The following is a 24,867-nucleotide window of genomic DNA, read 5'->3' as shown; positions in this document are numbered from 1 at the left end:
TGATTCGATACTCTCGACGGTCTCAGTTCACAGCGGACGTCGCTTCGACATGACGCGGTAGTGTCACCCGAATTCGGGTACCGCGTTGGCGCTCGGCGTCAGCCGGGCTGTCGATGGTGATTTGTCCATAATGCTCTTCAACGATGGAATAGACTAGTGCGAGGCCCAGTCCGGTGCCTTCTCCGGGGTCCTTGGTGGTGAAGAATGGTTCGAACAATCGGTCCATGATTGCCTTGGGTATCCCACTGCCTTCGTCTTCTACGATCAGATCGACAGTGTGTTCGGACACTTCACTTTTGACCCGTACCGCGCTGCCTGCAGGGGAGGCGTCACGGGCGTTGGTAAGCAGGTTTATCAAGACTTGCGCCAGTCTTTGCGGGTCGCCGTCTACCCAGTGTTCGGGGTTGCACAGGTTGAAGAATTGCACCTCGTAATTGCGCCGATTCAGTGCAAGCAAACCAATGGCATCCTGCGCCACTTCGGCCAGGCATACCGCTTCGTCGGAATGTTGATGGCTGCCGGCGTGGGCGAAGCTCATCAGCGACTGAACGATGCGCGAAACCCGCTTGGTCTGTTCAAGAATCTGGCTGCTGATTTCAGTCAATTCGCTATCGTCTTCACGCTCTTCGCGCAGGTTTTGCGCGAGGCAGGCGATGCCGGTGATCGGGTTGCCGATTTCGTGAGCCACGCCTGCCGCCAGGCGACCGATGCTGGCCAGCCGCTCGGAGTGCACCAGCTTGTCTTCGAGCATCTGTGTATCGGTCAAGTCTTCGACCAGCAGCACCAGGCCGCTGTTTCCGGGGGCGAGGGGCTCGTCGATGGCCGCTTTGTGCAGGTTCAGCCAACGGGTTTGACCGTCCAGACCCAGGCGCTGCTTGTGCAAGTGCTCATCGGGAAGATCGATAAAGCCTTGAAGCAGCTCCCGCCACGGGTCGACGATGGTTTCCAGGCGCGAACCGACCACCCGCTGTGCGGCGATCCCGGTCAGCTCTTCCATGGCCTTGTTCCACATCAAGATCTCTTGGTCCTTGGCCAGCGAGCACACGCCCATCGGCAGTTCTTGCAAGGTCTGACGGTGATAGCGGCGCAGAGCATCAAGCTCAGCCGCGAGGCCGGTGAGTCGCGAGTGGTAGTCCTCAAGGCGACTCTCGATGAAGTGGATGTCTTCGGTGACGTAATTTTCGCTGCCGGATTTATACGGCAGGAAAGTCTCGACCATGTCCTGGGCGACGCTCGGACCCATCAGGCCCGAGAGGTTGGCTTCAATCCGGTCACGCAAGCGGCGCAGTGCATAAGGGCGGCGCTCGTCGAACGGCAGATAGAGGTCGCGTAGCGCTTGTTCGACCTCTTTCTGCGCTGCCTTGGCGCCCAACGGCTTGGCCAGTTGCGTGGCGAACTCCTGCGGCGAGGCCGCATGCAGTTCACGGCGCTGCGGGCGACGCACGTTGTCGACGGCGCACGCTTCGGCGGCGCTGGCTTCTTCCGGGCTGGCGTTACTGAACAACGAGATCAGAGTGAACATCAGCACGTTGACGGCCAGCGAGGCGATGGCTGCCATGTGCCAGCTGGTGTCGTCGAGCACGTAAATCATGTTCAGTACGGGGATGTAAAAGCCCTGGAAGTTGCCGACCAGTGGCAGCAGCATGCTGACCATCCACACGATGATCCCGGCCAGCAGTCCCGCAATAAAGCCGCGTCGGTTGGCGGCGGGCCAGTACAGGACCGACAATACGCCCGGCAGGAACTGCAAGGTGGCGACGAACGCGACAATGCCGAGGTTGGCCAGGTCCTGTTGTTTGCCAAGTAGCAGGTAGAAACCGTAACCGGCCATGATGATCGCGACGATCAGGGCGCGGCGTGTCCATTTCAGCCAGCGATAGATGTTGCCCTCGGCTGGCGGCTGATACAGCGGCAGCACCAGGTGGTTGAGGGCCATCCCGGACAACGCCAGGGTGGTGACAATAATTAACCCACTGGCGGCGGATAAGCCGCCGACATAGGCCATCAACGCCAAGGCTTTATTGTTGGCCGCGATGCCGATGCCGAGGGTGAAGTATTCAGGGCTGGTGTTGGCGCCCAGTTTCAGGCCAGCCCAGAGAATCAGCGGCACCGCCAGGCTCATCAGCAGCAGGAACAGTGGCAAACCCCAACTGGCGCTGACCAGCGAGCGCGGGTTGAGGTTTTCGGTGAAGGTCATGTGGTACATGTGCGGCATCACGATCGCCGAAGCGAAGAACACCAGCAGCAGCGTGCGCCACGGTCCTTCTTGCAGCGGTGTGTGCAGCGCGGCGAGGGCGGTCTGGTTTTGCAGCAGCCATTGTTCCAGTGCTTGCGGGCCGTCGAATACACCGTACAAGGCATAGAGCCCGACACCGCCCATGGCCACCAGTTTGATCACCGATTCGAAGGCGATGGCGAACACCAGCCCTTCGTGTTTCTCACGGGTGGCGATATGACGCGAGCCGAAGAAAATGGTGAACAGGGTGATCAGGGCGCAGAACGCCAGAGCCACGCGGTTCTGAATCGGCTCGCGGGTCAGAATGCCGATGGAGTCCGCCACCGCCTGGATCTGCAGCGCGAGCAAGGGCAGCACGCCGATCAGCATGAAAATAGTGGTCAGCGCGCCGGCCCAGGTGCTGCGAAAGCGAAAGGCGAACAAGTCGGCCAGCGAGGACAGCTGGTAAGTGCGGGTGATCTTGAGAATCGGGTACAGCAACACCGGCGCCAGCAGGAAGGCGCCGGACACACCGAGATAGCTGGACAGGAAACCATAGCCGTACTGATAGGCCAGGCCTACGGTGCCGTAGAACGCCCAAGCGCTGGCGTACACCCCGAGTGACAGGGTGTAGGTCAGTGGGTGACGAATGATCCAGCGCGGAATCAGGCCACGTTCACTGATCCAGGCAACGCTGAACAGCACCAGCAAGTAGGCGGCGCTGACCAGAATCATCTGGGTCAGGCTAAAGCTCATCGGCATCTCGTTGACTCTGCAAAATAAAGGTCACGACGATCAGAATCAGCCAGAGCAAATACGGGCGATACCATGCGCCAGTTGGATCAATCCACCAGTCCATGATGGCTGGGGAGAACAAATAGATGCCCACTACCAGGAGCAGGACCAATCGATAGATGTACATGCTGGCCTCCTCAAGCGCACCTTCAAGGTGCGCGATGGTACTGGATGGCGGCCAACCTGCAAGAGGCGTTTTGATCTCAGTTGAGACTTGTGCCGTGCGACCGCTCTAACTCAGCTTAACTCAGCTTCGGCCAGGCTTCGCGTGCGGGGTACCAAGGTCGCATCCCAGTGGCGAATTCCCCAGTCGAGGACTTCTCGCGAGCTGGCGTAGGACAATTCATCACCCGCCTTCTGACCCAGCGCACGCAGGGCGCGCAACAACAAGGGAGTCACTTGATCTGCCGGAAGTGGTGGAGAGCGGTAGGACTTGCCCAGTTTGTTGCCGTCGGGCTGGGTGATCAGCGGTAGATGCAGGTAACGCGGTTGCGGGAAGCCGAGCAACTCCTGCAGGTAGAGCTGGCGAGGCGTGGAGTCGAGCAAGTCGGCGCCGCGGACGATATCAGTCACCCCCTGCCAGGCATCGTCGATCACTACGGCTAGTTGATAGGCGTACAAACCATCACGGCGACGAATTACGAAGTCACCGACATCACGCCCCAGATGCTGCGAATACAGACCCTGGACCCGATCTTCGAAGCGGTATTCCAGTTCGGGGACGCGGATGCGGATCGCGGCGCTATCGGGGTCGTGCCCAAGGTTGCGGCACAGGCCCGGGTAAATGCCCTGAAAATCTTCCAGTTGTTTGCGCGAGCACGTGCAGGCATACGCCAGGCCGTGGCTGAACCAGCGCTGGACAATCTGTTCGTAGGCGTCGTGGCGCTGGCTTTGCTTGATCAGTTCGCCGTCCCACTCGAAACCGTAGTGCTCCAGGGCATGCAGGATCGCTGCTTGCGCCCCGGCGACTTCGCGTGTCGGGTCGAGGTCTTCCATGCGCATCAGCCACAGCCCGTTGACCGAGCGCGCATCGAGGTACGAGGCCAGTGCTGCGACCAGTGAGCCGAAATGCAGATAGCCGCTGGGGGTCGGCGCAAAGCGCCCGATGTAGGAGGGGGATTTCATGGGCGTTGATACTACTGGAATTCAGTAACGCCAGAAACAACAAGGGGCGCCTGAGCACCCCTTCGTATTTTACTTACCAACTTCCTGCTTTTCCTTGATCTCTGCCAAGGTCTTACAGTCAATGCACATGTCAGCGGTAGGGCGGGCTTCGAGTCGGCGGATACCGATTTCGATACCGCACGAGTCACACCAGCCGTACTCTTCGTCTTCAATCAATTGCAGGGTCTTGTCGATCTTCTTGATCAGCTTGCGCTCGCGGTCACGCGCGCGCAGTTCCAGGTTGAATTCCTCTTCCTGGCTGGCACGGTCTGCTGGATCAGGAAAGTTGGCCGCTTCGTCCTTCATATGATCCACGGTGCGATCAACTTCCTGCATCAACTGCTGCTTCCATTTATGCAGGATCTTGGTGAAGTGGGCGCGCATTGGAGCGCCCATGTACTCCTCACCTTTACTTTCAACGTAAGGTTCGAAGCCCGGAGCGACTGCTTTGCTTTGCTGCTTTTCTAGGGTGGACATGAAGGGACCGCCTCTCGCTTTTCTATCCATATGCGCAGGAAAAAAACGTCACCGACACCTGCCGGCCCTGCGGCTGCAAGCGGGCGAACTTACCAGATCAAATCGGAGTGCGCTACTCCCGGTTGTCGAGCCCGCCAGCGTCTGTTTAGCTTATCAAGTCAGTAGTGCTTGAGCCTCGCGTTTAAAACACGGTACTGGAAGATGATTTTAGTCTTCGCGCCCGCGTGTGTTCGGTTTTTTTGACCTCAGGGTGGGTTCGTTAGTGCCCGAATTTTTATTAAGCGGGCTGTTGCCCGGTCGGTTTGGTAGGATCAGTCGAACAGCATTCAGACTTCCCCTCTTTTAAGGATGGCTCATGGCTCACTCCTACAGTGCGCGCAGTCGCGCTATCGAACCCTTTCATGTGATGGCGCTGCTGGCGCGGGCCAATGAACTGCAGGCGGCCGGTCACGATGTCATCCATCTGGAGATCGGTGAGCCGGACTTCACCACGGCGGCACCGATCATCGCGGCCGGTCAGGCGGCATTGGCCGACGGCAAAACCCGCTATACCGCCGCACGGGGTATTCCCGAATTGCGCGAAGCCATCTCGGGTTTTTACCAGCAACGCTACAACATCAATGTCGATCCCCGGCGAATTCTGATTACCCCTGGTGGCTCAGGCGCCTTGTTACTGGCCACCAGTCTGCTGGTCGATCCGGGCAAACATTGGTTGCTGGCCGATCCCGGCTACCCGTGTAACCGCCATTTCTTGCGTCTTGTCGAAGGCGCGGCGCAGTTGGTGCCGGTTGGCCCCGACGTGCGTTATCAACTGACGCCGGACCTGATTGCCCGGCATTGGGATCAGGACAGTGTCGGTGCTTTGGTGGCCTCGCCTGCCAACCCTACCGGGACCTTGTTGCAGCGTGATGAACTGGCGGCACTGTCGGCAGCCCTGAAAGTGCGTCATGGCCATCTGGTGGTGGACGAGATCTACCACGGGCTGACTTATGGTTGCGAGGCCGCCAGTGTGCTGGAAGTCGACAACGACGCGTTCGTCCTCAACAGTTTCTCGAAGTACTTCGGCATGACCGGCTGGCGTCTGGGCTGGCTGGTGGCACCGGACGACGCGGTGGCCGATCTGGAGAAACTGGCGCAGAACCTTTATATCAGTGCCCCGAGCATGGCTCAGCACGCCGCGCTGGCGTGCTTCCAACCAGAAACCATCGCGATTTTCGAGGAGCGTCGCGCCGAGTTTGGGCGCCGTCGCGACTTTCTGCTGCCGGCCTTGCGTGAGTTGGGCTTCGGAATCGCGGTCGAACCGGAAGGGGCGTTCTACCTATATGCCGACATCAATGCGTTCGGCGGCGATGCGTTTGCCTTCTGTCGGCACTTTCTGGAAACCGAGCACGTGGCGATCACGCCGGGCGTGGATTTCGGGCGTTACCAGGCCAGCCACCACGTTCGTTTCGCCTACACCCAGAGCCTGCCGCGTTTGCAGGAAGCGGTCGAACGGATTGCCCGTGGTTTGCGGAGTTGGCAGGGCTGATGCGTTTTTCTCCAGAGCTTGAACACGGTCGTCTGCTGGTTCGTTACAAACGCTTTCTCGCTGACATCGAAACCGACAGCGGCGAGAAGCTGACCATTCACTGCCCGAACACCGGCTCGATGTTCAATTGCATGGCGCCGGGCGGGCGGGTTTGGTTCAGCCGCTCCAATGACCCGAAGCGCAAGCTACCGGGCACCTGGGAAATCAGCGAAACCCCGCAAGGGCGCTTTGCCTGCGTGAACACCGGGCGCGCCAACAAGCTGGTCGAGGAAGCGCTGCTGGCGGGGGTGATCAGCGAATTGAACGGCTTTACTGCGCTCAAGCGCGAGGTGGCCTACGGGCAGGAAAACAGTCGGGTCGATTTCCGCCTGGATTATCCAGACGGTCCGGTTTTTCTGGAAGTCAAAAGCGTGACCCTGGGTTTTGACGACTCACCGATCGCCGCCTTCCCCGATGCCGTGACCCAGCGCGGCGCGCGGCACCTGCGCGAATTGGCGACGCTGGCGCGGGAGGGCATTCGTGCCGTGCTGTTGTACTGCGTCAACCTGACCGGCATCGAAGCTGTTCGTCCGGCCGAAGAAATCGACCTGGCCTACGCGCTCGCATTACGGGAGGCAGTGGCAGCCGGGGTCGAGGTATTGGCTTACGGTGTCAGCCTGACCCCCGAAGAGGTGCGCGTCGACCGTAAGCTGGTGGTGCATCTGGGGGGTGATCGCTAGTCTTCGGACGCTGGCTCGATCCAGATGCCTCGGGCATCTTCGCGACAGGCAACGCTGTTCAGCGACGCTCCTGCACAAGGCCCGGCCACGCATTCACCACTCTCGATCAGAAACAATGCGCCATGAGTGGCGCACTGGATCAGGCTGCCGCTGGTGTCGAGAAACTCGTCTGTTTGCCACTCCAGCGGCACACCACGGTGTGGGCAGCGATTGCGGTAGACGAAGACTTGCCCTTCGCGGCGAACCGCCAGCAGATTGCGTCCATTTATGTCAAAGCCTCGGCTTCTGGATTCAGGCAAATGGTCTGAAGTGCAGAGAAACTCCATGTTTGGCTCCTGACGCGCGTAGGACATTTCGTAAATGGGTTTCCATCCGGAAATAATCGGCCTTGACGCGCGAATGCAAATAATTATCAACTAGTGCGCTTTTTACAACGCAGTCTACCGTAGGAGCTGCCGCAAGCTGCGATCGGCACTATAACGCGATGAATGTTACGGCGTGATCGCAGCCTGCGGCAGCTCCTACAGTGTGTGCATACCTCAAAAAGGAACCTCGTTATGCGTCGTCAGGCCTGTTTGATTGCCCTTTGTGTCGGGCTGCTTATCAATCAATTCGCTCTGGCGGCCGAGTTGCCGACGCGTTGGGTCAGTGCCGGTGGCGCGATGTCGGAGTGGGTCGTGGCGTTGGGCGGCGAATCGAAACTGGTTGGTGTCGATACCACCAGCTTGCATCCGGACACGCTCAAAGCGCTGCCCAGTATTGGTTACCAGCGCCAATTGTCTGCCGAGGGCATCCTCAGTCTGCGCCCGAATATTCTGATAGGCACCGAAGAAATGGGCCCGCCGCCAGTGCTCGAGCAGCTCAAGGCAGCCGGCGTTCGAGTGGAAGTGCTGTCGGCTGATGCGCAGTTGCCCGCAATGAAAGACAACGTACAACGCCTGGGGCAATTGCTCGGTGCCGAGGCCAAGGCCGGGCAGTTGGTCGATGCGTTCCAGCAGCAGTTGCAACGCCAGCAGGCGTGGGTCGCAACGGCTCAGCAGCAACACACGGCGCCGGGGGTGTTGCTGCTGGTGGGGCATGCCGGGTCCAAGCCGATGGTTGCCGGCACCGGCACGGTCGGCGACTGGGTAATCAAACAAGCGGGCGGACGTAACCTCGCCACGCACAGCGGCTACAAGGTGTTCTCCGTGGAAGCCATGGCCGGGCTCAATCCCGAAGTGCTGATATTTTCAGACCGCGCGCTGCACGGTGAAGCGGCGCAGCAGGCACTGCTCAAGGAGAATCCGTTGCTGGCCGCGACCAAGGCGGCGCGGGACGGACGTTTAGTGGAGATGGACCCGACCCTGTTGGTCGGTGGACTCGGGCCCCGCTTGCCGCAAAGCCTGCAACAGCTGTCCAGCGCGTTGTACCCCGATAAAGAACCGATGAACGCCAAGGCTCAGCCACAACCATGAAAGTGCTTGTACAGCCGCGCGCGTTATTCATCGGGCTGAGTGTGCTGTGCTTTATCGCCTTTTGGCTGTCACTGGCGTTGGGGCCGGTCAGCTTGCCACTGGTTGATATCGCCAAGGCCGGATTGCGTCTGTCAGGGCTGCCGGTAGCGGGCGCGGGGCTGGAGCAGGCGGAATTGATTCTCGGCCAGATCCGTATGCCGCGCACGCTGCTGGGGCTGGCGGTGGGCGCGGTGTTAGCGGTGTCGGGCGTGGCCATGCAGGGTTTGTTTCGCAACCCATTGGCCGATCCGGGGTTGGTCGGCGTGTCCAGCGGTGCCGCATTGGGTGCGGCAGTGGCAATTGTTGGCGGTGCGGCGTTTGGTGGGTTGCCGGAGGTGTTTGCGCCGTACCTGTTATCCGCGTGTGCGTTCATTGGCGGTCTGGGCGTGACCGCGATGGTCTATCGGCTAGGGCGTCGCGACGGGCAAACCAGCGTTGCCATCATGCTATTGGCGGGGATTGCCTTGACGGCGTTGGCCAGTTCGACCATCGGCCTGTTCACGTATCTGGCGGATGACGCCACCTTGCGCACGCTGACCTTCTGGAACCTCGGCAGCCTGAATGGCGCCAGTTATGCCCGGCTGTGGCCATTGTTGCTGGTGTGTGTGCTGATCATCGGTTGGCTGCCGCGTCGGACCAAGGCGCTGAATGCGCTGCTGTTGGGCGAGTCGGAAGCCCGGCATTTGGGCGTTGACGTGGAAAGTCTCAAGCGCGAGCTGATTTTCTGCACCGCTCTAGGCGTCGGCGCGGCGGTTGCAGCGGCTGGGATGATTGGCTTCATTGGCCTGATCGTGCCGCATTTGGTGCGATTGCTGGCGGGGCCCGATCACCGGGTGCTGTTGCCGGCGTCGGCATTGGCCGGTGCCAGTCTGTTGCTGTTCGCCGATCTTTTTGCGCGTCTGGTGCTGGCGCCGGCAGAGCTGCCGATCGGTATCGTGACCGCTTTCCTCGGGGGGCCGTTCTTCCTGTATTTGCTCGTGAAGGGGCGCACCTGATGCTGCGCACGGAAAAGCTGCAGATTCAGCGCGGCACCGACACGGTATTGACCGACATCACGCTGGACTTGCATCCAGGCGAGGTGCTCGGTGTGCTCGGCCCCAATGGTGCAGGCAAAAGTACATTGCTCGGCGCCCTGTGCGGCGAGTTGAAGCCGACGCAAGGTCAGGTCTGGCTTGATCAGCAGCCGTTGGCGGACTGGAGCGGCCCCGAGCGAGCGCGACGTTTGGCGGTGTTGCCACAAAGCTCGACGCTGGGTTTCTCTTTCAGGGTCGAGGAAGTGGTGGCAATGGGGCGCTTGCCCCACGACAGCGGACGGGTTCGGGATACCGAAGTCATTCGTGCCGCGTTGACTGCTGCCGATGCCGCGCACCTTGAAGGGCGTAGTTACCTGGCATTGTCGGGTGGTGAGCGTCAGCGCGTGCATCTGGCGCGTGTGCTGGCGCAACTGTGGCCGGGAGAAAGTGGCCAGACGCTGTTACTCGATGAGCCGACTTCGATGCTCGATCCCTTGCATCAACACACCACCTTACAGGCCGTTCGCGAGTTTGCCGACCGTGGGGCCGCGGTGCTGGTCATCCTGCACGATCTCAACCTGGCGGCACGCTACTGTGATCGTCTATTGTTATTGGCTGGCGGGCGAGCATATGCACAGGGGCGTCCGGCGGTCGTTCTGCAGCCGGAACCGCTCAAGGCGGTTTTTGGGCTGGAGGTACTGGTGCAGTCGCACCCGGAGCGTGGCCATCCCCTGATCATTGCCCGTTAAGAGGCGCAGACCATGCATCGTTTTCTCACGCGGGTGGTAGTGACTGCGACAGTTGTCGCCCTGAGCGCTTGCCAAGCAACCCCTCCGTTGCGGAATATACCGGCTTGGCAAAGCCCCATCGGGCATGAGCATGTGGACTTGGGCATGATTCGTGATCTAAACAGCGGGGAGCAACTGACGGCGCAGCAACTGGCTGACCGTCTGGCGCGAGCGCCCCGGGTGCTGGTAGGCGAACAGCATGACAACCCCGACCATCACGCATTGCAGCTGTGGCTGTTGCAGGTGCTGAGCGACCGGCGCGCGCAAGGCAGCCTGTTGCTAGAGATGCTCAATCCAAATCAACAGGCCCGCGTTGACGCCTTGCAGGTCAATTACCGCCAATCGAAAGTGTCTGCCGATCTGCCAACCGACCTGGCGTGGCAACCGGGCTGGGATTGGGCGTTATACGGGCCGATCCTGCGCTATGCCTTGGGCCAACCGTATCCGCTGCTGGCAGCCAACCTCGACCCTGATGAAATCAAGCACCTCTACTCGAACCCTCCGACGTTGACCGGCCAGCATTCGACGGCATCGACCGTGCGTGAGCCGTTGCTCGAGCAGATTCGCGCGTCCCATTGTGGGCAACTGCCGGAAGAGCATTTACCCGCCATGCTGGCCGTTCAGCAGCAACGCGACCGACGCATGGCGCAACGATTACTGGCGGCGCCAACACCGGCCATGTTGTTCGCGGGTACTTACCACGCGCGCAAGGACATTGGTGTGCCCACGCATTTGCTGGATCTGGGCGCCAACCAAGGCACGGTGGTGCTGTTGCTGACGCAAGTCGGCGATGAGGTGAAACCGGGCTCGGCGGATTACGTCTGGTTCACTGCCGCATTGCCGGATCAGGATTACTGCGCGCAATGGCGTGATCAGTCGAAAAAGCCCTGACCGGATCGCTACCGCCCTTTCTTATTCGGATCCGTCTCTTAGTTCTGTAGTCCTGTTCCTTGTTCGCCGATCGAGCAAATTTGCCGTGCCGCTCTCGTTTATTGTCCCGCGTGTCGCAGAAGGGGACTGAACAGGATGAAACATCTAACTTCGCAGGACGAACAAATGGCCCGACAAATGATCGGGCTACTGGACCTGACGTCACTCAACGCCAAGGGCAACGAGCAACGTATCATCGAAATCTGCCAGCGTGCGGTCACTCCCGTGGGTCTGGTGGCGGCGGTATGCGTCTATCCAAATGCCGTGCAACTGGCGCGCCGCACCCTGAATAAGTTGCACGGTGAGACGGTTCGGGTCGCCGCTGTCGTCAACCACCCGTATTGCAAAGCGGATATCGAGACGGCGGTAACCGATACACGCATCGGGCTGGTCTGGGGGGCGGACGAGATCGAATTGATGTACCCACATCGCCAATTGCTGACTGGCGACCGGCAGAACGGCAAGGACATGGTCAGTGCTTGTCGGAGCGCGTGCGGAGATCGCGCAGTGCTGAAGGTGGTGTTGGACACCGGTCATTTGAAAGATCCGCAGCTGATCCGCAAAGCCTGCGAGGACATCATTGCGGCGGGCGCGGACTTTATCGACACCCACTCCGATAAGGCGATCATCGGCGCTTCATCCCAGGCCGCGCGGATCATTCTCGAAGTCATCGCCGAAATAGGTGGGCAGGGGGGGCTGAAAGTCACGGCAGGGATGCGCACCTTTGAGGAGGCGCGGGTTTATCTCGAGCTGGCACGGTCACGCTTTGGTCCGCATTGGGTCAATGCTAATCACGTGCGATTTGGTGGCGCCAGCCTGCGGGATGATCTGTTGATGGGCCTGGGCGTATTGGCGCCGGGCGGTTGATCGACGTTGGGCAGAGCTTTTTTATCAGCGTTTTTCATGCAAAAAAAGACCCGGCAAAACTGCCGGGTCAATAACCGTGATTAGCCTGATGAGGAGATAATCTGAGATTCCGAACCACTGGTATTTCAAATCATCGACCAGTCTCGCGACCAGTTGAGTTAATAATAACAATTCTCATTACGATGTCAACGACTGTTTCCAAACTCTTTTTGCGCCTTGCAAGTCAGATGACACTAATGTCGTCGGCGCGACGAAAGGGCATCCAGTTGCCTGTTGAGCGCATCTTTACGCTCGTCGGAAATGTCATTCCAGTGGATATCCAGTAACGCTCCTTCAATGGCGTAGAGCAGTACCTTGGAAGCGCGAAAGCCTCGGGTCCTAACTGCCCGGTAAGCGTCTACGGCGCCCAGCCGGCGCAAATCGGAAGCGCTGTGTATACCCGCGGCATGCAACCACTGTGCGGAGGTTTTGCCGAGATTTTTCAAGTCTTGCAGTTCATCGTTCATCATGCCTCCTTGCGATGCTGAGCACTGCACTGCGTTTGCTTTATTAGCAAATCTGAAAGGAGTGTAGCGGGCAGTAGAGAAAGCGTCGGGTGCCCTTTGGGCTAATGAATACGGATGCGGGGAGGGGTTACGCCAGGGCAATCAGCGTAATCGGGAAGGCAGGTTTTGGCGTGTGTATCGAGAGGGACAACATCCAATGATCAAGCCCGCACGATCGTGCGTGCGAGCCGAGTCAGTTTTCGTTGTTTAGCGGTGCTTACTTGGTTCTGTAGCGCAGGCGTGTACCGAAGTTGACCGACATCAGGATTTCGTCCGCAGTCAGCTCAGGCGGGAAGAACGCCCCGGAGATTTGTGCGTGGCCAAGGCTGGCGCCTTCCATGGCGGTGTGACGCAAGTCCAGGCCGCGAAGGTCGGCAGCACGGAAATAGGCATCGGTGAAATCCACACCCGTGGCATCCAGCTCACGCAGGTCCAGGCCGCGAAAATCACCGCCGACCAAATCGATAGTGCCGGTCTTGGGCTTCTGCTGATTGAAGCCCGTAACGTTTTCGTGATGCAGAAGAGCATAGAGCGGGGAGTCAAGCTGCTTGGGCTGGCTCATGGGTCGCCTCCTGATGTAATTATGACGCCATTATAGTGCCACTATTTTTGAGCCGTGAAGCGATAACTGCTTCACGGTTCAAAAATTTACTTACAGGCCCGGAAAGTGCTGACGGATGTTGCTGATCAGGCTATCCATGTCGCCGCTGATGTTGGTTTCCACGCGCTTGCTGCGCAGGATTTCATCGGCATCCAGCGCCTCGCGAGAAGCTTGCTGAGCGTCGATCACGTCCATGGTTGCGTCGGAAGGATCGACATTCTGTGCCTGACGCTGAGCCAGCCACTGAGCGATAACGGCTTTGGGCGCGTTGCAGTCGAGGATCAGGAACGGCACGCCGCAGGCTTCGGCAACACGGGCAGCAGCGTCGCGTTGATCGCGCTTGAGGTAAGTAGCATCAATCACCACCGGAAAACCGGCACGCAGCGCACTGTCGGCCAATTGATGCAGGCGGGCGTACGTCGCGGCGCTGGCTTCGGCACCGTAGAGTTCACCGTCGGTGGCGAACAAGCGTTTGCGTTCCACGTCCGAGCGCAGGCGAATGGCACCCAGTGCTTCCACCAGACGCATGGCGACGTGGCTTTTGCCAACGGCAGAAACACCGTGGGTGATGGCCATGAAGCGGGAAGGGATGGCGCTGTAGCTTTCTGCCAGGTTGGCATAATTGCGGTACTGCTTCAGGGTACTGGCGCGTTGCAGGGCATCGGCGTTGGCGGGCTGGCTGAACAGCGCGACTTTAGCGCGAACCAGGGCGCGATAAGCCTTGTAGAAATTCAGCAGGTCGAGGCCCTGATAATCGCCGGTCAATTCCAGGTACTGGCTGATCAGGCGACGGGCCAGGCATTTCAGGCCGCGATCTTCCAGGTCCATGACCAGGAAGCTGATGTCCGCATAAACATCGGTAAAGCGGAACGGCTCGTTGAACTCGATGCAGTCGAAAATAACGACCTTGCCATCGATGACCGTGGCGTTGCCCAAATGGATGTCGCCGTGGCATTCGCGGATGAAACCATCAGCCTTGCGCTGAGCGAACAGTCCCTTGAGGCGTTCGAAGCTGGTTTCTGCCCAGGCTTGTAACGCATCCAGTTGCAGCAGGTCGGCTTTGTCGCTGATCAACGGACGAATCTGCTCGAAATTCTGCAGCACCGGCGCCATGACCGCATCCGGCGTGCCTTGAGCGTGCGCCGTCGGTACCTGAGGCGTACTCAGGTGGAATTCGGCGATCTGTTTGGCCATGTCATCGATCTGCGCGGTGGTCAGTTCGCCATTGGCCTGCAAGGTGCTGAGCAATTGGCTGTTCGGGAACTGACGCATTTTCAGCGCGTATTCGATGACTGGGCCATCGCCACCCATTTGCGGGGCTTCAGCGCTGCCGGTAATCGGCAAGACTTCCAGATACAGGCCTTCGGTCAGGCGTTGGTTAAGGCGCAGCTCTTCGCCGCAAAAAAATTCGCGGGACGGCAGCGAGGTGAAATCGAGGAAGCCGAAGTTGACGGGCTTCTTGATTTTGTAAGCGTATGTGCCCGTGAGCAGCACCCAGGAGATGTGCGTTTCAATGAGCTGGAAACTGTCGACCGGGTGCGGATACAGGGCCGGGTTTTGCAGTGCGGCAATCAGGGACTGGCTCACAGGCGATCCTTTGGAGGGTTAAAATTCTAGTCGGCCATTATGGCGTCTCGTCGGCGTGCTGCAAACCGTCAGAAGCGCGTCTGTTGATGATCCATAAAGTGCGTATAATCCGCCGCCATGACACGTACCCGTACTCCTCGCACTCCCCCAAAACGCGCCTCTGGCGGTCTTCGTACCTGGTTAGGCTGGGCTCTGAAGCTCGGGCTGGTCGGGCTCGTGGTGCTGGCTGGCTTTGCTGTTTATCTCGACGCGATTGTTCAGGAGAAGTTTTCCGGCAAGCGCTGGACGATTCCGGCCAAGGTTTATGCGCGCCCGCTGGAGCTGTTCGTCGGGCAAAAGCTGTCGCAGGTCGACTTTTTGACCGAGCTGGATGCCTTGGGCTATCGCCGTGAAAGTGTGGCCAATGGCCCAGGCGCGGCCTCGGTCAGCGGTACGTCCGTCGACTTGAACACCCGTGGTTTCCAGTTTTATGAAGGCACCGACGCGGCGCAGAAAGTCCATGTGCGTTTTTCCGGTGATTCCGTCGCTGAACTGTCGGCGCCCAATGGTTCGAAACTGTCGGTTGCGCGGCTTGAACCCCTGCTGATTGGCGGGCTGTACCCGGCAAACCTTGAAGACCGGATCCTGATCAAGCTCGATCAGGCGCCGCCGTTCCTGCTCGACACGCTGGTCACCGTCGAAGACCGCGATTTCTATCACCACTTTGGTGTGTCGCCCAAATCGATTGCCCGTGCCTTCTGGGTCAACGCCTCGGCCGGGCAGATGCGCCAGGGTGGCAGTACGCTGACGCAACAATTGGTCAAGAACTTCTACCTGACCAACGAGCGCAGCCTGAGTCGCAAGCTGACCGAAGCCATGATGGCGATGCTGCTGGAAGTGCACTACAGCAAGAAGGAAATCCTGGAGGCCTACCTCAATGAGGTGTTCCTCGGGCAGGACGGCCAGCGTGCCGTGCATGGTTTCGGTCTTGCCAGTCAGTACTTCTTCAGTCAGCCGCTCTCCGAGTTGAAGCTGCATCAGGTGGCGTTGTTGGTCGGCATGGTCAAAGGACCTTCGTATTACAACCCGCGCCGCAATCCTGATCGTGCATTGGAACGCCGTAACCTGGTGCTTGATCTGCTGGAGCAGCAAGGCGTGGCGACCCCGGAAGCGGTTGCCGCAGCGAAGAAAATGCCGCTGGGCGTATCCAAGGTCGGCAGTCTGGCGGACAGCTCATTCCCGGGCTTCCTTGATCTGGTCAAGCGTCAGTTGCGTCAGGACTACCGCGAGGAAGACTTGACCGAAGAAGGCTTGCGGATATTCACCAGTTTTGACCCGATCCTGCAAACCAAGGCCGAGGCGTCGGTTAACGATACGTTCAAGCGTTTCGCCGGGCGCAAAGGGATCGACGATGTGGAAACGGCGATGGTCGTGACCAATCCCGAGACTGGCGAAGTCCAGGCGTTGGTGGGCAGTCGTCAGGCAGGCTTCGCCGGCTTCAACCGCGCGATCGATGCTGTGCGTCCGATTGGTTCGTTGGTCAAGCCGGCTATTTATCTCACGGCACTTGAGCGCCCAAGCCAGTACACGCTGACCAGTTGGGTGTCGGATGAGCCGTTCTCGGTCAAAGGCGCGGATGGTCAGGAATGGCGTCCGCAGAACTACGACCGCAAATCCCACGGCAATATCTTCCTGTATCAGGGCCTGGCGCATTCCTACAACTTGTCCACCGCCAAGCTCGGTCTCGCCCTGGGCGTGCCGAACGTGTTCACAACCCTGAAGAAACTGGGCGTGACCCGCGAATGGCCGGCGTATCCGTCGATGTTGCTGGGGGCCGGTGGTCTCAGCCCGATGGAAGTGGCGACCATGTACCAGACCATCGCCAACGGTGGCTTCAACACGCCGATGCGCGGTATTCGCAGTGTGTTGACCGCCGAGGGTGAGCCGCTCAAGCGTTATCCGTTCCAGATCCAGCAACGGTTTGATCCGGGTTCGATCTACCTGGTCCAGAACGCCATGCAGCGAGTGATGCGCGAGGGTACCGGCCAGTCGGTTTACACCCAGTTGCCGCGTTCGCTGAATCTGGCGGGCAAGACCGGTACCAGTAACGATTCTCGCGACAGTTGGTTCGCCGGCTTCAGTCAGGATTTGCTGGCAGTGGTGTGGGTCGGGCGCGACGATAACGGCAAGACGCCGTTCACCGGGGCCACCGGTGCGCTGCAAATCTGGACCAATTTCATGCGCAAGGCCGATCCACTTCCGTTGGATACGCCGCAGCCGGATAATGTGGTTCAGGCCTGGATCAACTCCAGTACTGGGCAAGGTTCCGATTCAACCTGCCCGAATGCGGTCCAGATGCCGTATATTCGCGGCAGCGAACCGGCACCTGGCACAGCCTGTGGCGGCACCCCGGCCCCGGCTGACTCCGTGATGGATTGGGTCAAGGGTTGGTTGAACTAAGCGAATGAGCGAAGAGGAAATGAAGTGAATAAGTGGTGGATTCCTGCTGTAACGGCTCTGGCTTTGCTGAACGGCTGCGCGAGCACGCAGCGCAGCGCAATTCCGGTGGTGGACTCCAGTAGCAAGGTCTCCAACAGCGAGCGCGTCCAGGGCAATCGTACCAATAATTACCGGCCTAACACTGCCCAGCAACCGCAGGCTGTTCCGCAGGATTCCGGTGTGACGGTGATGGTCCCGGGCGACGTCAACTCGGCGCCGATCCAAAGCTTCGCGGCACCTACTGGCGCGCCGCAGTTCAATTCGGCGCCGATCGATACTTCGGGCAATCAGGCGCCGATCAACGCCGCGCCGATGGACAATGCGCCGATCAATTCGGCACCGATCAACACCAGTAGCTACAACGCCCCGGCGCCGGTGATGCCAACAGGTATTCCGAGCAATGGCGGAGGGTTGTCGGCAGACGAAGAGCTGGACGGTCCGGTGTTGTCGTTGCTGACAACCGCGCAACAGCAACAAGCCGCCGGCGATCTCAATGGCGCGTCTTCAAGTCTGGAGCGCGCTCAGCGCGTGGCGCCGCGTGAACCGCAGGTGCTGTATCGTCTGGCTCAGGTTCGCCTGGCTCAAGGCGATGCGCCACAAGCGGAACAGTTGGCTCGCCGTGGCCTGACGTACGCCAATGGTCGTCCAAGCCTGCAGGCCAGCCTGTGGGGTTTGATCGCCCAGTCGCGCGAGAAACAAGGTGACACCGCTGGCGCCGCGACGGCGCGGCAGAAGTCCGGGGCAAGCTCCTGATGGATTCACGCTTTCTGCAAGTGGCAGATCAACTGCTGCTGATCGAGCGTGAATTGAGAAGACTGGGCTGGTGGAGTGATTCGCCACCCAGTGAACAAGCCTTGGCCAGTCACGAACCGTTTTGTGTCGATACGCTGGAGTTCGAGCAGTGGCTGCAGTGGATCTTTTTGCCACGGATGAAGGCCATCCTCGAACAGGATCTGCCGCTGCCCAATGCGTCGGGCATTCTGGAAATGGCGGAGATGGTCTACGCCACTCGCCAGAGTGAGGTGCTTGCTCTTCAGCAGCTATTGGCTGAGTTCGATCGCCTGATCACTGAAGCCCGCTAACGCCGCTGGCGTCCGACGTGTTCACTGACAGTTGTCGGCAATGCCCTTTTCCGCTTCAGCAATGCGTGCCTGACGTTCTTCCTCGGTCAGGCGCTTCATTTTCCCGTCCACTTGCGCATGAATCCGCGGCGTGTTGCGCAGTTCGGACAAATTAGTCCGCACTTCTTCGCAATAGCTCGCCCGCTTGGCTTCCTGGACGGCTGCCTGTTTTTTGACCTTGGCGTCTATCGCCGCTTGCTCTTCATGACCCTTCGCGCCGGGCACCGGTGGCATCGCCGCAGGTGGGGGCGGAGTAGGGGGTTGCTTGATATTTATCTGCTGAGCCGGCTGCCCGGCAGGGGGCTGGGCGTCAAAGTGAGTCTGACCCTGGGCATCGACCCATTTGTAGATTTGGGCAGCCTGGCTGACGCTGCTCAGCGAGAACAACAGGGCGGCCGCTAAAATCATGCAACGCATGGTGCTTCCTTAGGTGGCTATGCACGCGGCAACCTACCATATGTACACCGCCGAGAGCCTCATTGAGTGACTTTTCATGCCCTTAGACTTAAGAAAGCGCACGGATGACTTGACTTGGAGAGGGCGAATCACAACAATCCAAAGTTCGCTGTAGACGGACTGCCAGAAGCAGACCCTCTCGGTAGATCATGAGACGCACATCCGCGTCGACCTGTTACACCCGCAACGCGTTACCTCGCGCTGGGTGGGAATGCCCCGCAACACTTTGGGGACATCCCAATACTTGCTCAGTCAGTGCTGACGTAGTCGGCGACCACCGTCGCTCATGCTCTGCTAGCAGTAAACCTATTAAGACCCGTCCCCGCTTGTGGACGGTATTCTGGCGTTTTAGAGGTGAATAACGTGGAGCTTTTATCTGGCGCTGAAATGATCGTCCGCTTTTTGCGTGACGAAGGCGTTGAGAATATCTACGGCTACCCTGGTGGTGCCGTTCTGCATATCTACGACGCGCTGTTCAAAGAACCTGCTTTGAATCACGTCCTGGTCCGTCACGAGCAGGCTGCGGCCCACATGGCTGACGGCTACGCCCGCGCGACCGGTAAACCCGGTGTCGTGCTGGTAACCTCCGGCCCGGGCGCTACCAACACCGTCACCGGTATCGCGACCGCTTATATGGACTCGATCCCGATGGTGATCCTGTCCGGTCAGGTCCCGAGTAACATGGTCGGTACCGACGCGTTCCAGGAAACCGACATGATCGGTGTCTCCCGCCCGATCGTGAAGCACAGCTTCATGATCAAGAGTGCCCAGGAGATTCCCGAGGTCCTGAAGAAAGCCTTCTACCTGGCGCAGTCCGGCCGTCCTGGTCCGGTGGTGGTCGATATTCCGAAAGACTTGACCAACCCGGCCGAGAAGTTCGAATACGTCTTCCCGAAAAAAGCCAAGCTGCGCTCCTACAGCCCGGCCGTTCGCGGTCACTCGGGGCAGATCCGCAAAGCAGTGGAAATGCTGCTGGCGGCCAAGCGGCCGATCATCTATGCCGGCGGTGGCGTGATTCTGGGCCATGGCTCTGCGCCGTTGACCGAACTGGCGAAGCTGCTGAACGTACCCGTGACTAACACCCTGATGGGCCTTGGCTCGTTTCCGGGTACCGATCGCCAGTTCGTCGGCATGCTCGGTATGCATGGCAGCTACACCGCCAACATGGCGATGCACCATGCAGACGTGATTCTGGCCGTCGGTTCGCGTTTTGATGACCGCGTCATCAACGGTCCGGCGAAGTTCTGCCCGAACGCCAAGATCATCCACATTGACATCGACCCGGCTTCGATCTCCAAGACGATCAAGGCAGACGTGCCTATCGTGGGCCCGGTCGACAGCGTATTGACCGAAATGGTCGCCACGCTGAAGGAAATCGGCGAAACCCCTAACAAGGATTCGGTTGCCAGCTGGTGGAAGCAGATTGATGAATGGCGTGGCGATGGCGACCTGTTCCCTTACAACAAGGGCGACGGCAGCGTCATCAAGCCGCAGACCGTGATCGAGACCTTGAGCGAAGTCACGCATGGCGACGCTTACGTGACCTCGGACGTGGGTCAGCACCAGATGTTCGCGGCGCAGTACTACCGCTTCGACAAGCCAAACCGCTGGATCAACTCCGGTGGCCTGGGCACGATGGGCTTTGGCTTCCCGGCCGCCATGGGCGTCAAGCTCAGCTTCCCTGATGCCGACGTCGCCTGTGTGACCGGTGAAGGCAGTATCCAGATGAACATCCAGGAACTGTCCACCTGCTTGCAGCACGGTCTGCCGGTGAAGATCATCCTCCTCAACAATGGCGTGCTGGGTATGGTTCGCCAGTGGCAGGACATGAGCTACGGCGCTCGTCACTCGCATTCCTACATGGAGTCGTTGCCGGACTTCGTCAAGCTGGCCGAAGCGTATGGTCATGTGGGCATGCGCGTCACCGACTTGAAAGATCTGAAGCCGATGATGGAGGAAGCCTTCGCCATGAAAGATCGTCTGGTGTTCCTCGACATCAAGGTTGATGCCAACGAGCACGTTTACCCGATGCAGATCAGAGACGGCTCCATGCGCGATATGTGGCTGAGCAAGACGGAGCGGACTTAATCATGCGGCACATCATTTCCCTTTTGCTGGAAAACGAACCGGGTGCACTGTCGCGGGTCGTGGGTCTGTTCTCGCAACGCAACTACAACATCGAAAGCCTGACGGTGGCGCCGACCGAAGACCCGACGTTGTCGCGTCTGACGCTGACCACCGTGGGCCACGACGAAGTCATCGAGCAGATCACCAAAAATCTCAATAAACTGATTGAGGTGGTCAAACTGGTCGATCTGTCCGAAAGCGCCCACATCGAGCGTGAGCTGATGCTGGTCAAGGTCAAGGCCACAGGTGCACAACGCGCCGAGATCAAGCGCACCACAGACATATTCCGTGGTCAGATCGTCGATGTGACCAGCAGCGTCTATACGGTGCAGCTGGCAGGGACGAGCGACAAACTGGACAGCTTCATTCAGGCAATTGGCACCACTGCCATCCTGGAAACGGTACGCAGCGGCGTGACGGGCATTGCCCGTGGCGACAAAGTACTCAGCATCTAACTCATTTTGACAGATGGCCTGAACGGCCAAGATAACAGGGGAATTTCATGAAAGTTTATTACGACAAAGACTGCGACCTTTCGATCATCCAGGGCAAAAAAGTTGCCATCATCGGTTACGGTTCCCAAGGCCACGCTCAAGCGTGCAACCTGAAAGACTCCGGCGTAGATGTCACTGTTGGCCTGCGTAAAGGTTCGGCTACTGTCGCCAAGGCTGAAGCTCATGGCTTGAAAGTAACTGACGTTGCTTCCGCTGTGGCCGCTGCTGACCTGGTCATGATCCTGACCCCGGACGAGTTCCAGTCCGCGCTGTACAAGAACGAAGTCGAGCCAAACCTGAAGAAGGGCGCAACACTGGCCTTCTCCCACGGTTTCGCAATCCACTACAACCAGGTAGTTCCTCGCGCTGACCTCGACGTGATCATGATCGCGCCGAAAGCACCGGGCCACACTGTCCGTACCGAATTCGTCAAAGGCGGCGGTATCCCTGACCTGATCGCTATCTACCAGGATGCTTCGGGCAACGCCAAAAACGTCGCACTGTCCTACGCTTCGGGCGTTGGTGGCGGCCGTACCGGTATCATCGAGACCACGTTCAAAGACGAAACCGAAACTGACCTGTTTGGCGAACAAGCCGTACTGTGCGGCGGTACCGTTGAACTGGTTAAAGCCGGCTTCGAAACCCTGGTTGAAGCTGGCTACGCGCCAGAAATGGCTTACTTCGAATGCTTGCACGAACTGAAGCTGATCGTTGACCTCATGTACGAAGGCGGTATCGCCAACATGAACTACTCGATCTCGAACAACGCTGAATACGGCGAGTACGTGACCGGTCCGGAAGTCATCAACGCCGAATCCCGTCAGGCCATGCGCAACGCTCTGAAGCGCATCCAGGACGGCGAATACGCGAAGATGTTCATCAGCGAAGGCGCTACCGGCTATCCTTCGATGACCGCCAAGCGTCGCAACAACGCTGCCCACGGCATCGAAATCATCGGCGAGCAACTGCGCTCGATGATGCCTTGGATCGCAGCTAACAAGATCGTCGACAAAGCCAAGAACTGATTTCAGCTCTCAGGTTTTTGTTGTAGGAAAACGCGGCTTCGGCCGCGTTTTTTCGTTATGGTGGCGGGCTTCTGGTATAAAGCTGCTTCGTTTGATGACGAACCCTCGTTGCAAACATCTGTCGAAACTCTCCACCCTGTTGCAAGGTATTGTCCATGAGCGAACGTCCCGAAGAGCCACATCAGGCCTCTGACGCCGAAAGCCTTCTACCCATCGATGAACATATTGAAGAAGGGCATGATGCCGAAGGGCGTAAAGTCCGGCATCGCGGGATCTACCTGCTGCCTAATCTGTTTACCACCGCCAATCTGTTTGCCGGCTTCTACTCCATCATCAACTCGATGAGCGCCGAGAGCGCGTTGAGTGCGGGTGATCCGGTAGCGGCGAGCAAATATTTTGCTTTCGCTGCCATCGCTATTTTCGTCGCCATGGTGCTTGACGGTCTTGATGGTCGCGTCGCGCGCATGACCAACACTCAGAGCGCATTCGGCGCCGAGTATGATTCCCTGTCCGACATGGTCGCCTTTGGCGTCGCGCCGGCGTTGTTGGCGTTCGGTTGGGCCTTGGGCGATATGGGCAAGGTCGGCTGGATGGTCGCCTTCATCTATGTGGCCGGCGCGGCGTTGCGTCTGGCACGCTTCAACACGCAGGTCGGCACCGCTGATAAACGCTACTTCATCGGCCTGGCCAGTCCGGCTGCTGCGGGCGTTGTCGCCGGCATCGTGTGGGCGTTCAGCGACTACGGCATCCAGGGCTCGAAAATGTCGTTCCTGGTTGCCTTGATGGTGGCTGCGGCGGGCATGTTGATGGTCAGCAACATCAAGTACAACAGCTTCAAAGAGTTGGACCTCAAGGGGCGCGTGCCGTTTGTGGCGATTCTTGCGGTGGTGTTGGTGTTTGCCGTGGTGTTCAGTGATCCGCCGCGTATTCTGCTGTTGGTTTTCCTCGCCTATGCAGCGTCTGGTCCGGTGCAATATTTGCTACGTCTGCGTCGTCACAAATCTGGTCAGTGATGTAATTTCCCGCATACTCCGCAGTCTATTGGGCTACTTGTCCTCTACAGCTGCGGAGTTCTCATGCTTATCAAGCTGCCTTCGGCATCCGACTGCAAAGAATCGGATGTCACACCCGAGTCGTTTTACCTCTCTCGTCGGGCTTTGCTCGGTGCTTCCGTTGCCGGTCTCGCCGCCAGTGCGCTTCCACGTTGGGCCGATGCGGCCGATTCCTCTGCTTATAGTGACGTCGAACAAGGTTCCGCACCTGCGTGGTTCAAGGAAAAGCTGCCTGATACGAAATGGCAGGCTGTCACCGTGAAGGGCGAGGCCATCACGCCGTTCAAGGACGCCACGCATTACAACAACTTCTATGAGTTCGGCACGGATAAAGGCGATCCAGCGAAAAACGCTGGTCCTTTGAAAACTGAACCTTGGACGGTGGTGATCGACGGTGAGGTTGGCAAGCCTGGGCGTTACGCGCTGGAAGACTTCATGAAGCCTTATCAGCTTGAGGAGCGCATCTACCGCCTTCGTTGTGTAGAGGCGTGGTCGATGGTGATTCCGTGGATGGGTTTTCCCATCTCTGAATTGCTAAAGCGAGTCGAGCCCACGGCCAATGCCAAATACATTCGTTTTGAAACGCTACAGGACTCGAAGATGATGCCGGGGCAGCGCTCGAGTTTTGCCTTGATCGATTGGCCGTACGTTGAAGGTTTGCGTCTGGATGAGGCCATGAATCCATTGGCGATCCTTGCGGTTGGGATGTATGGGCGCGAACTGCCTAATCAGAACGGTGCGCCGCTGCGTTTGGTGGTGCCGTGGAAGTACGGCTTCAAAAGCGCGAAGTCGATTGTGCGGATCAGTTTGGTGAGTGAGCAGCCAAAAACCACCTGGCAGAGCATTGCCGCGAATGAGTATGGGTTTTACGCCAACGTGAATCCGACCGTGGACCATCCGCGCTGGACGCAAGCGCATGAGCGGCGCTTGCCCAGCGGGCTGTTCAGTCCGAATATTCGCCAGACAGAAATGTTCAATGGCTACGGGGAGGAGGTTGCCTCCTTATATAAAGACCTGGATCTTCGGAAAAACTACTGATGCGTTATCCGTTATGGCGCATCGGCGTCTTTCTTGCGGCCTGCGTTGCACCTGTGTGGTGGGTGTACCAGGCTTGGTTGTTAGCGCTGGGGCCGGATCCCGGTAAGGCGCTGGTCGATCTTTTCGGTCAGGGCACTCTGGTGTTGCTGCTAATCACGCTGGCAATGACCCCGATGCAGAAACTCAGCGGCTGGCCGGGCTGGATTGCAGTGCGTCGCCAGTTAGGGTTGTGGTGCTTTGCCTATGTAGTACTGCATATGAGTGCGTATGCGGTGTTTATCCTCGGGCTGGATTGGTCGCAGCTGGGTGTCGAGCTGGCGAAGCGGCCCTACATCATTGTTGGTAGCCTGGCGT

General features: G+C 58.9%; 25 protein-coding genes (1 of these 25 running past the window's edge). 16 read left to right on the top strand and 9 right to left on the bottom strand.

Annotation, left to right across the window (positions count from 1 at the left end; genetic code table 11):
- Positions 1 to 22: 22 nt before the first annotated feature.
- The 4 genes from ACF0H7_RS26940 to dksA form a co-directional block, all read right to left on the bottom strand.
- Positions 23 to 2,977 carry a sensor histidine kinase gene (locus ACF0H7_RS26940; RefSeq protein WP_397449871.1) on the bottom strand — a complete coding sequence of 985 codons (2,955 nt, stop codon included), beginning with the start codon at positions 2,975 to 2,977 and terminating at the stop codon, positions 23 to 25.
- Positions 2,961 to 3,137, bottom strand: coding sequence for a hypothetical protein (locus tag ACF0H7_RS26935; RefSeq protein ID WP_010796831.1), 177 nt, complete (start codon positions 3,135 to 3,137; stop codon positions 2,961 to 2,963). The genes ACF0H7_RS26940 and ACF0H7_RS26935 overlap by 17 nt, the downstream gene beginning before the upstream one ends.
- Positions 3,138 to 3,247: 110 nt before the next feature.
- Positions 3,248 to 4,135: a tRNA glutamyl-Q(34) synthetase GluQRS gene (gene gluQRS, locus ACF0H7_RS26930; protein ID WP_397449870.1), complete on the bottom strand. Its 888-nt coding sequence runs from the start codon at positions 4,133 to 4,135 to the stop codon at positions 3,248 to 3,250.
- A gap of 69 nt (positions 4,136 to 4,204) precedes the next feature.
- A complete protein-coding gene (gene dksA, locus ACF0H7_RS26925) occupies positions 4,205 to 4,651 on the bottom strand; it encodes an RNA polymerase-binding protein DksA (protein ID WP_397449869.1) in 447 nt (148 codons plus the stop codon).
- A 355-nt stretch (positions 4,652 to 5,006) separates the two neighbouring features.
- On the opposite strand from dksA, the gene ACF0H7_RS26920 reads away from it, so the two are divergent.
- Together ACF0H7_RS26920 and sfsA are read left to right on the top strand one after the other, a co-directional pair.
- Positions 5,007 to 6,179 (top strand): pyridoxal phosphate-dependent aminotransferase, encoded by a 1,173-nt coding sequence (locus tag ACF0H7_RS26920; RefSeq protein ID WP_397449868.1) that lies wholly within the window; start codon positions 5,007 to 5,009, stop codon positions 6,177 to 6,179.
- Complete coding sequence (sfsA, locus tag ACF0H7_RS26915; RefSeq protein ID WP_397449867.1) at positions 6,179 to 6,898, top strand: DNA/RNA nuclease SfsA; 720 nt, start codon at positions 6,179 to 6,181, stop codon at positions 6,896 to 6,898. The genes ACF0H7_RS26920 and sfsA overlap by 1 nt, the downstream gene beginning before the upstream one ends.
- On the opposite strand, the gene ACF0H7_RS26910 is transcribed toward sfsA, so the two are convergent.
- Positions 6,895 to 7,224, bottom strand: coding sequence for a Rieske (2Fe-2S) protein (locus tag ACF0H7_RS26910; RefSeq protein ID WP_397449866.1), 330 nt, complete (start codon positions 7,222 to 7,224; stop codon positions 6,895 to 6,897). The genes sfsA and ACF0H7_RS26910 overlap by 4 nt on opposite strands.
- Positions 7,225 to 7,455: 231 nt before the next feature.
- Here ACF0H7_RS26910 and ACF0H7_RS26905 point away from each other — a divergent pair, with 231 nt between their 5' ends.
- From ACF0H7_RS26905 to deoC, 5 genes are all read left to right on the top strand, one after another.
- Positions 7,456 to 8,352, top strand: coding sequence for a hemin ABC transporter substrate-binding protein (locus ACF0H7_RS26905; protein ID WP_397449865.1), 897 nt, complete (start codon positions 7,456 to 7,458; stop codon positions 8,350 to 8,352).
- On the top strand, positions 8,349 to 9,386 hold the full coding sequence (locus ACF0H7_RS26900) for a FecCD family ABC transporter permease (RefSeq protein WP_397449864.1): 1,038 nt from the start codon (positions 8,349 to 8,351) through the stop codon (positions 9,384 to 9,386). The genes ACF0H7_RS26905 and ACF0H7_RS26900 overlap by 4 nt, the downstream gene beginning before the upstream one ends.
- Positions 9,386 to 10,153, top strand: a complete 768-nt coding sequence (locus ACF0H7_RS26895; RefSeq protein ID WP_397449863.1) for a heme ABC transporter ATP-binding protein — start codon at positions 9,386 to 9,388, stop codon at positions 10,151 to 10,153. The genes ACF0H7_RS26900 and ACF0H7_RS26895 overlap by 1 nt, the downstream gene beginning before the upstream one ends.
- A 12-nt stretch (positions 10,154 to 10,165) precedes the next feature.
- Positions 10,166 to 11,083 (top strand): ChaN family lipoprotein, encoded by a 918-nt coding sequence (locus ACF0H7_RS26890; protein WP_397449862.1) that lies wholly within the window; start codon positions 10,166 to 10,168, stop codon positions 11,081 to 11,083.
- Positions 11,084 to 11,218: 135 nt separating this feature from the next.
- Entirely contained in the window at positions 11,219 to 11,989 is a 771-nt protein-coding gene (gene deoC / locus ACF0H7_RS26885) for a deoxyribose-phosphate aldolase (protein ID WP_397449861.1), read from the top strand.
- Between the two features lie 233 nt (positions 11,990 to 12,222).
- On the opposite strand, the gene ACF0H7_RS26880 is transcribed toward deoC, so the two are convergent.
- The 3 genes from ACF0H7_RS26880 to ACF0H7_RS26870 form a co-directional block, all read right to left on the bottom strand.
- The gene (locus ACF0H7_RS26880; protein WP_397449860.1) at positions 12,223 to 12,495 is read right to left on the bottom strand and encodes a TfoX/Sxy family protein; all 273 of its coding nucleotides are present in this window, start codon (positions 12,493 to 12,495) and stop codon (positions 12,223 to 12,225) included.
- 256 nt (positions 12,496 to 12,751) lie between these two features.
- Positions 12,752 to 13,096 (bottom strand): pentapeptide repeat-containing protein, encoded by a 345-nt coding sequence (locus tag ACF0H7_RS26875; RefSeq protein WP_397449859.1) that lies wholly within the window; start codon positions 13,094 to 13,096, stop codon positions 12,752 to 12,754.
- A gap of 90 nt (positions 13,097 to 13,186) precedes the next feature.
- On the bottom strand, positions 13,187 to 14,722 hold the full coding sequence (locus ACF0H7_RS26870) for a bifunctional aminoglycoside phosphotransferase/ATP-binding protein (RefSeq protein WP_397449858.1): 1,536 nt from the start codon (positions 14,720 to 14,722) through the stop codon (positions 13,187 to 13,189).
- A 117-nt stretch (positions 14,723 to 14,839) separates the two neighbouring features.
- Between ACF0H7_RS26870 and mrcB the strand changes: the two genes are divergently transcribed.
- Genes mrcB through ACF0H7_RS26855 form a run of 3 tightly spaced genes read left to right on the top strand, consistent with a single transcriptional unit; the run spans position 14,840 to position 18,282 of the window.
- A complete protein-coding gene (mrcB, locus tag ACF0H7_RS26865; RefSeq protein WP_397449857.1) occupies positions 14,840 to 17,161 on the top strand; it encodes a penicillin-binding protein 1B in 2,322 nt (773 codons plus the stop codon).
- Between the two features lie 24 nt (positions 17,162 to 17,185).
- Positions 17,186 to 17,953, top strand: a complete 768-nt coding sequence (locus ACF0H7_RS26860; RefSeq protein WP_397449856.1) for a tetratricopeptide repeat protein — start codon at positions 17,186 to 17,188, stop codon at positions 17,951 to 17,953.
- Entirely contained in the window at positions 17,953 to 18,282 is a 330-nt protein-coding gene (locus ACF0H7_RS26855; RefSeq protein ID WP_397449855.1) for a YqcC family protein, read from the top strand. The genes ACF0H7_RS26860 and ACF0H7_RS26855 overlap by 1 nt, the downstream gene beginning before the upstream one ends.
- 21 nt (positions 18,283 to 18,303) lie before the next feature.
- On the opposite strand, the gene ACF0H7_RS26850 is transcribed toward ACF0H7_RS26855, so the two are convergent.
- On the bottom strand, positions 18,304 to 18,738 hold the full coding sequence (locus ACF0H7_RS26850) for a DUF4124 domain-containing protein (protein ID WP_397449854.1): 435 nt from the start codon (positions 18,736 to 18,738) through the stop codon (positions 18,304 to 18,306).
- 402 nt (positions 18,739 to 19,140) lie between these two features.
- On the opposite strand from ACF0H7_RS26850, the gene ACF0H7_RS26845 reads away from it, so the two are divergent.
- The 6 genes from ACF0H7_RS26845 to msrQ all read left to right on the top strand — a co-directional run.
- Positions 19,141 to 20,865, top strand: a complete 1,725-nt coding sequence (locus ACF0H7_RS26845) for an acetolactate synthase 3 large subunit (RefSeq protein ID WP_397449853.1) — start codon at positions 19,141 to 19,143, stop codon at positions 20,863 to 20,865.
- Positions 20,866 to 20,867: 2 nt separating this feature from the next.
- Entirely contained in the window at positions 20,868 to 21,359 is a 492-nt protein-coding gene (ilvN, locus tag ACF0H7_RS26840; protein ID WP_397449852.1) for an acetolactate synthase small subunit, read from the top strand.
- A gap of 47 nt (positions 21,360 to 21,406) precedes the next feature.
- Positions 21,407 to 22,423, top strand: coding sequence for a ketol-acid reductoisomerase (gene ilvC, locus ACF0H7_RS26835; protein ID WP_397449851.1), 1,017 nt, complete (start codon positions 21,407 to 21,409; stop codon positions 22,421 to 22,423).
- Positions 22,424 to 22,578: 155 nt separating this feature from the next.
- On the top strand, positions 22,579 to 23,436 hold the full coding sequence (gene pssA / locus ACF0H7_RS26830; protein ID WP_397449850.1) for a CDP-diacylglycerol--serine O-phosphatidyltransferase: 858 nt from the start codon (positions 22,579 to 22,581) through the stop codon (positions 23,434 to 23,436).
- Positions 23,437 to 23,499: 63 nt separating this feature from the next.
- Positions 23,500 to 24,513, top strand: coding sequence for a protein-methionine-sulfoxide reductase catalytic subunit MsrP (gene msrP / locus ACF0H7_RS26825; protein ID WP_397449849.1), 1,014 nt, complete (start codon positions 23,500 to 23,502; stop codon positions 24,511 to 24,513).
- On the top strand, positions 24,513 to 24,867 hold the 5' portion of the coding sequence (msrQ, locus tag ACF0H7_RS26820) for a protein-methionine-sulfoxide reductase heme-binding subunit MsrQ (RefSeq protein WP_397449848.1). The gene runs 266 nt beyond the window's last position; only the first 355 of its 621 coding nucleotides appear in the window; the start codon lies at positions 24,513 to 24,515; the stop codon falls past the right edge of the window. Before msrP ends, msrQ begins: the two co-directional genes overlap by 1 nt.

Origin of the sequence: Pseudomonas sp. NA-150, from assembly GCF_044336365.1 — a bacterium.
In the GTDB taxonomy this organism is placed as follows: domain Bacteria; phylum Pseudomonadota; class Gammaproteobacteria; order Pseudomonadales; family Pseudomonadaceae; genus Aquipseudomonas.
Note: the sequence above shows the minus strand (reverse complement) of the source record. Positions and strands in the feature narration are given on the sequence as shown.

Coding starts and splice junctions, on each gene's coding strand:
- dksA (WP_397449869.1), bottom strand. CDS start 4,651: ATGTCCACCCTAGAAAAGCAGCAAAGCAAAGCAGTCGCTCCGGGCTTC.
- ACF0H7_RS26920 (WP_397449868.1), top strand. CDS start 5,007: ATGGCTCACTCCTACAGTGCGCGCAGTCGCGCTATCGAACCCTTTCAT.
- msrP (WP_397449849.1), top strand. CDS start 23,500: ATGCTTATCAAGCTGCCTTCGGCATCCGACTGCAAAGAATCGGATGTC.
- ilvC (WP_397449851.1), top strand. CDS start 21,407: ATGAAAGTTTATTACGACAAAGACTGCGACCTTTCGATCATCCAGGGC.
- ACF0H7_RS26940 (WP_397449871.1), bottom strand. CDS start 2,977: ATGCCGATGAGCTTTAGCCTGACCCAGATGATTCTGGTCAGCGCCGCC.
- ACF0H7_RS26895 (WP_397449863.1), top strand. CDS start 9,386: ATGCTGCGCACGGAAAAGCTGCAGATTCAGCGCGGCACCGACACGGTA.
- mrcB (WP_397449857.1), top strand. CDS start 14,840: ATGACACGTACCCGTACTCCTCGCACTCCCCCAAAACGCGCCTCTGGC.
- ACF0H7_RS26850 (WP_397449854.1), bottom strand. CDS start 18,738: ATGCGTTGCATGATTTTAGCGGCCGCCCTGTTGTTCTCGCTGAGCAGC.
- sfsA (WP_397449867.1), top strand. CDS start 6,179: ATGCGTTTTTCTCCAGAGCTTGAACACGGTCGTCTGCTGGTTCGTTAC.
- ACF0H7_RS26935 (WP_010796831.1), bottom strand. CDS start 3,137: ATGTACATCTATCGATTGGTCCTGCTCCTGGTAGTGGGCATCTATTTG.
- deoC (WP_397449861.1), top strand. CDS start 11,219: ATGAAACATCTAACTTCGCAGGACGAACAAATGGCCCGACAAATGATC.
- gluQRS (WP_397449870.1), bottom strand. CDS start 4,135: ATGAAATCCCCCTCCTACATCGGGCGCTTTGCGCCGACCCCCAGCGGC.
- ACF0H7_RS26880 (WP_397449860.1), bottom strand. CDS start 12,495: ATGAACGATGAACTGCAAGACTTGAAAAATCTCGGCAAAACCTCCGCA.
- ACF0H7_RS26905 (WP_397449865.1), top strand. CDS start 7,456: ATGCGTCGTCAGGCCTGTTTGATTGCCCTTTGTGTCGGGCTGCTTATC.
- ACF0H7_RS26900 (WP_397449864.1), top strand. CDS start 8,349: ATGAAAGTGCTTGTACAGCCGCGCGCGTTATTCATCGGGCTGAGTGTG.
- ACF0H7_RS26890 (WP_397449862.1), top strand. CDS start 10,166: ATGCATCGTTTTCTCACGCGGGTGGTAGTGACTGCGACAGTTGTCGCC.
- ilvN (WP_397449852.1), top strand. CDS start 20,868: ATGCGGCACATCATTTCCCTTTTGCTGGAAAACGAACCGGGTGCACTG.
- ACF0H7_RS26910 (WP_397449866.1), bottom strand. CDS start 7,224: ATGGAGTTTCTCTGCACTTCAGACCATTTGCCTGAATCCAGAAGCCGA.
- ACF0H7_RS26875 (WP_397449859.1), bottom strand. CDS start 13,096: ATGAGCCAGCCCAAGCAGCTTGACTCCCCGCTCTATGCTCTTCTGCAT.
- pssA (WP_397449850.1), top strand. CDS start 22,579: ATGAGCGAACGTCCCGAAGAGCCACATCAGGCCTCTGACGCCGAAAGC.
- ACF0H7_RS26855 (WP_397449855.1), top strand. CDS start 17,953: ATGGATTCACGCTTTCTGCAAGTGGCAGATCAACTGCTGCTGATCGAG.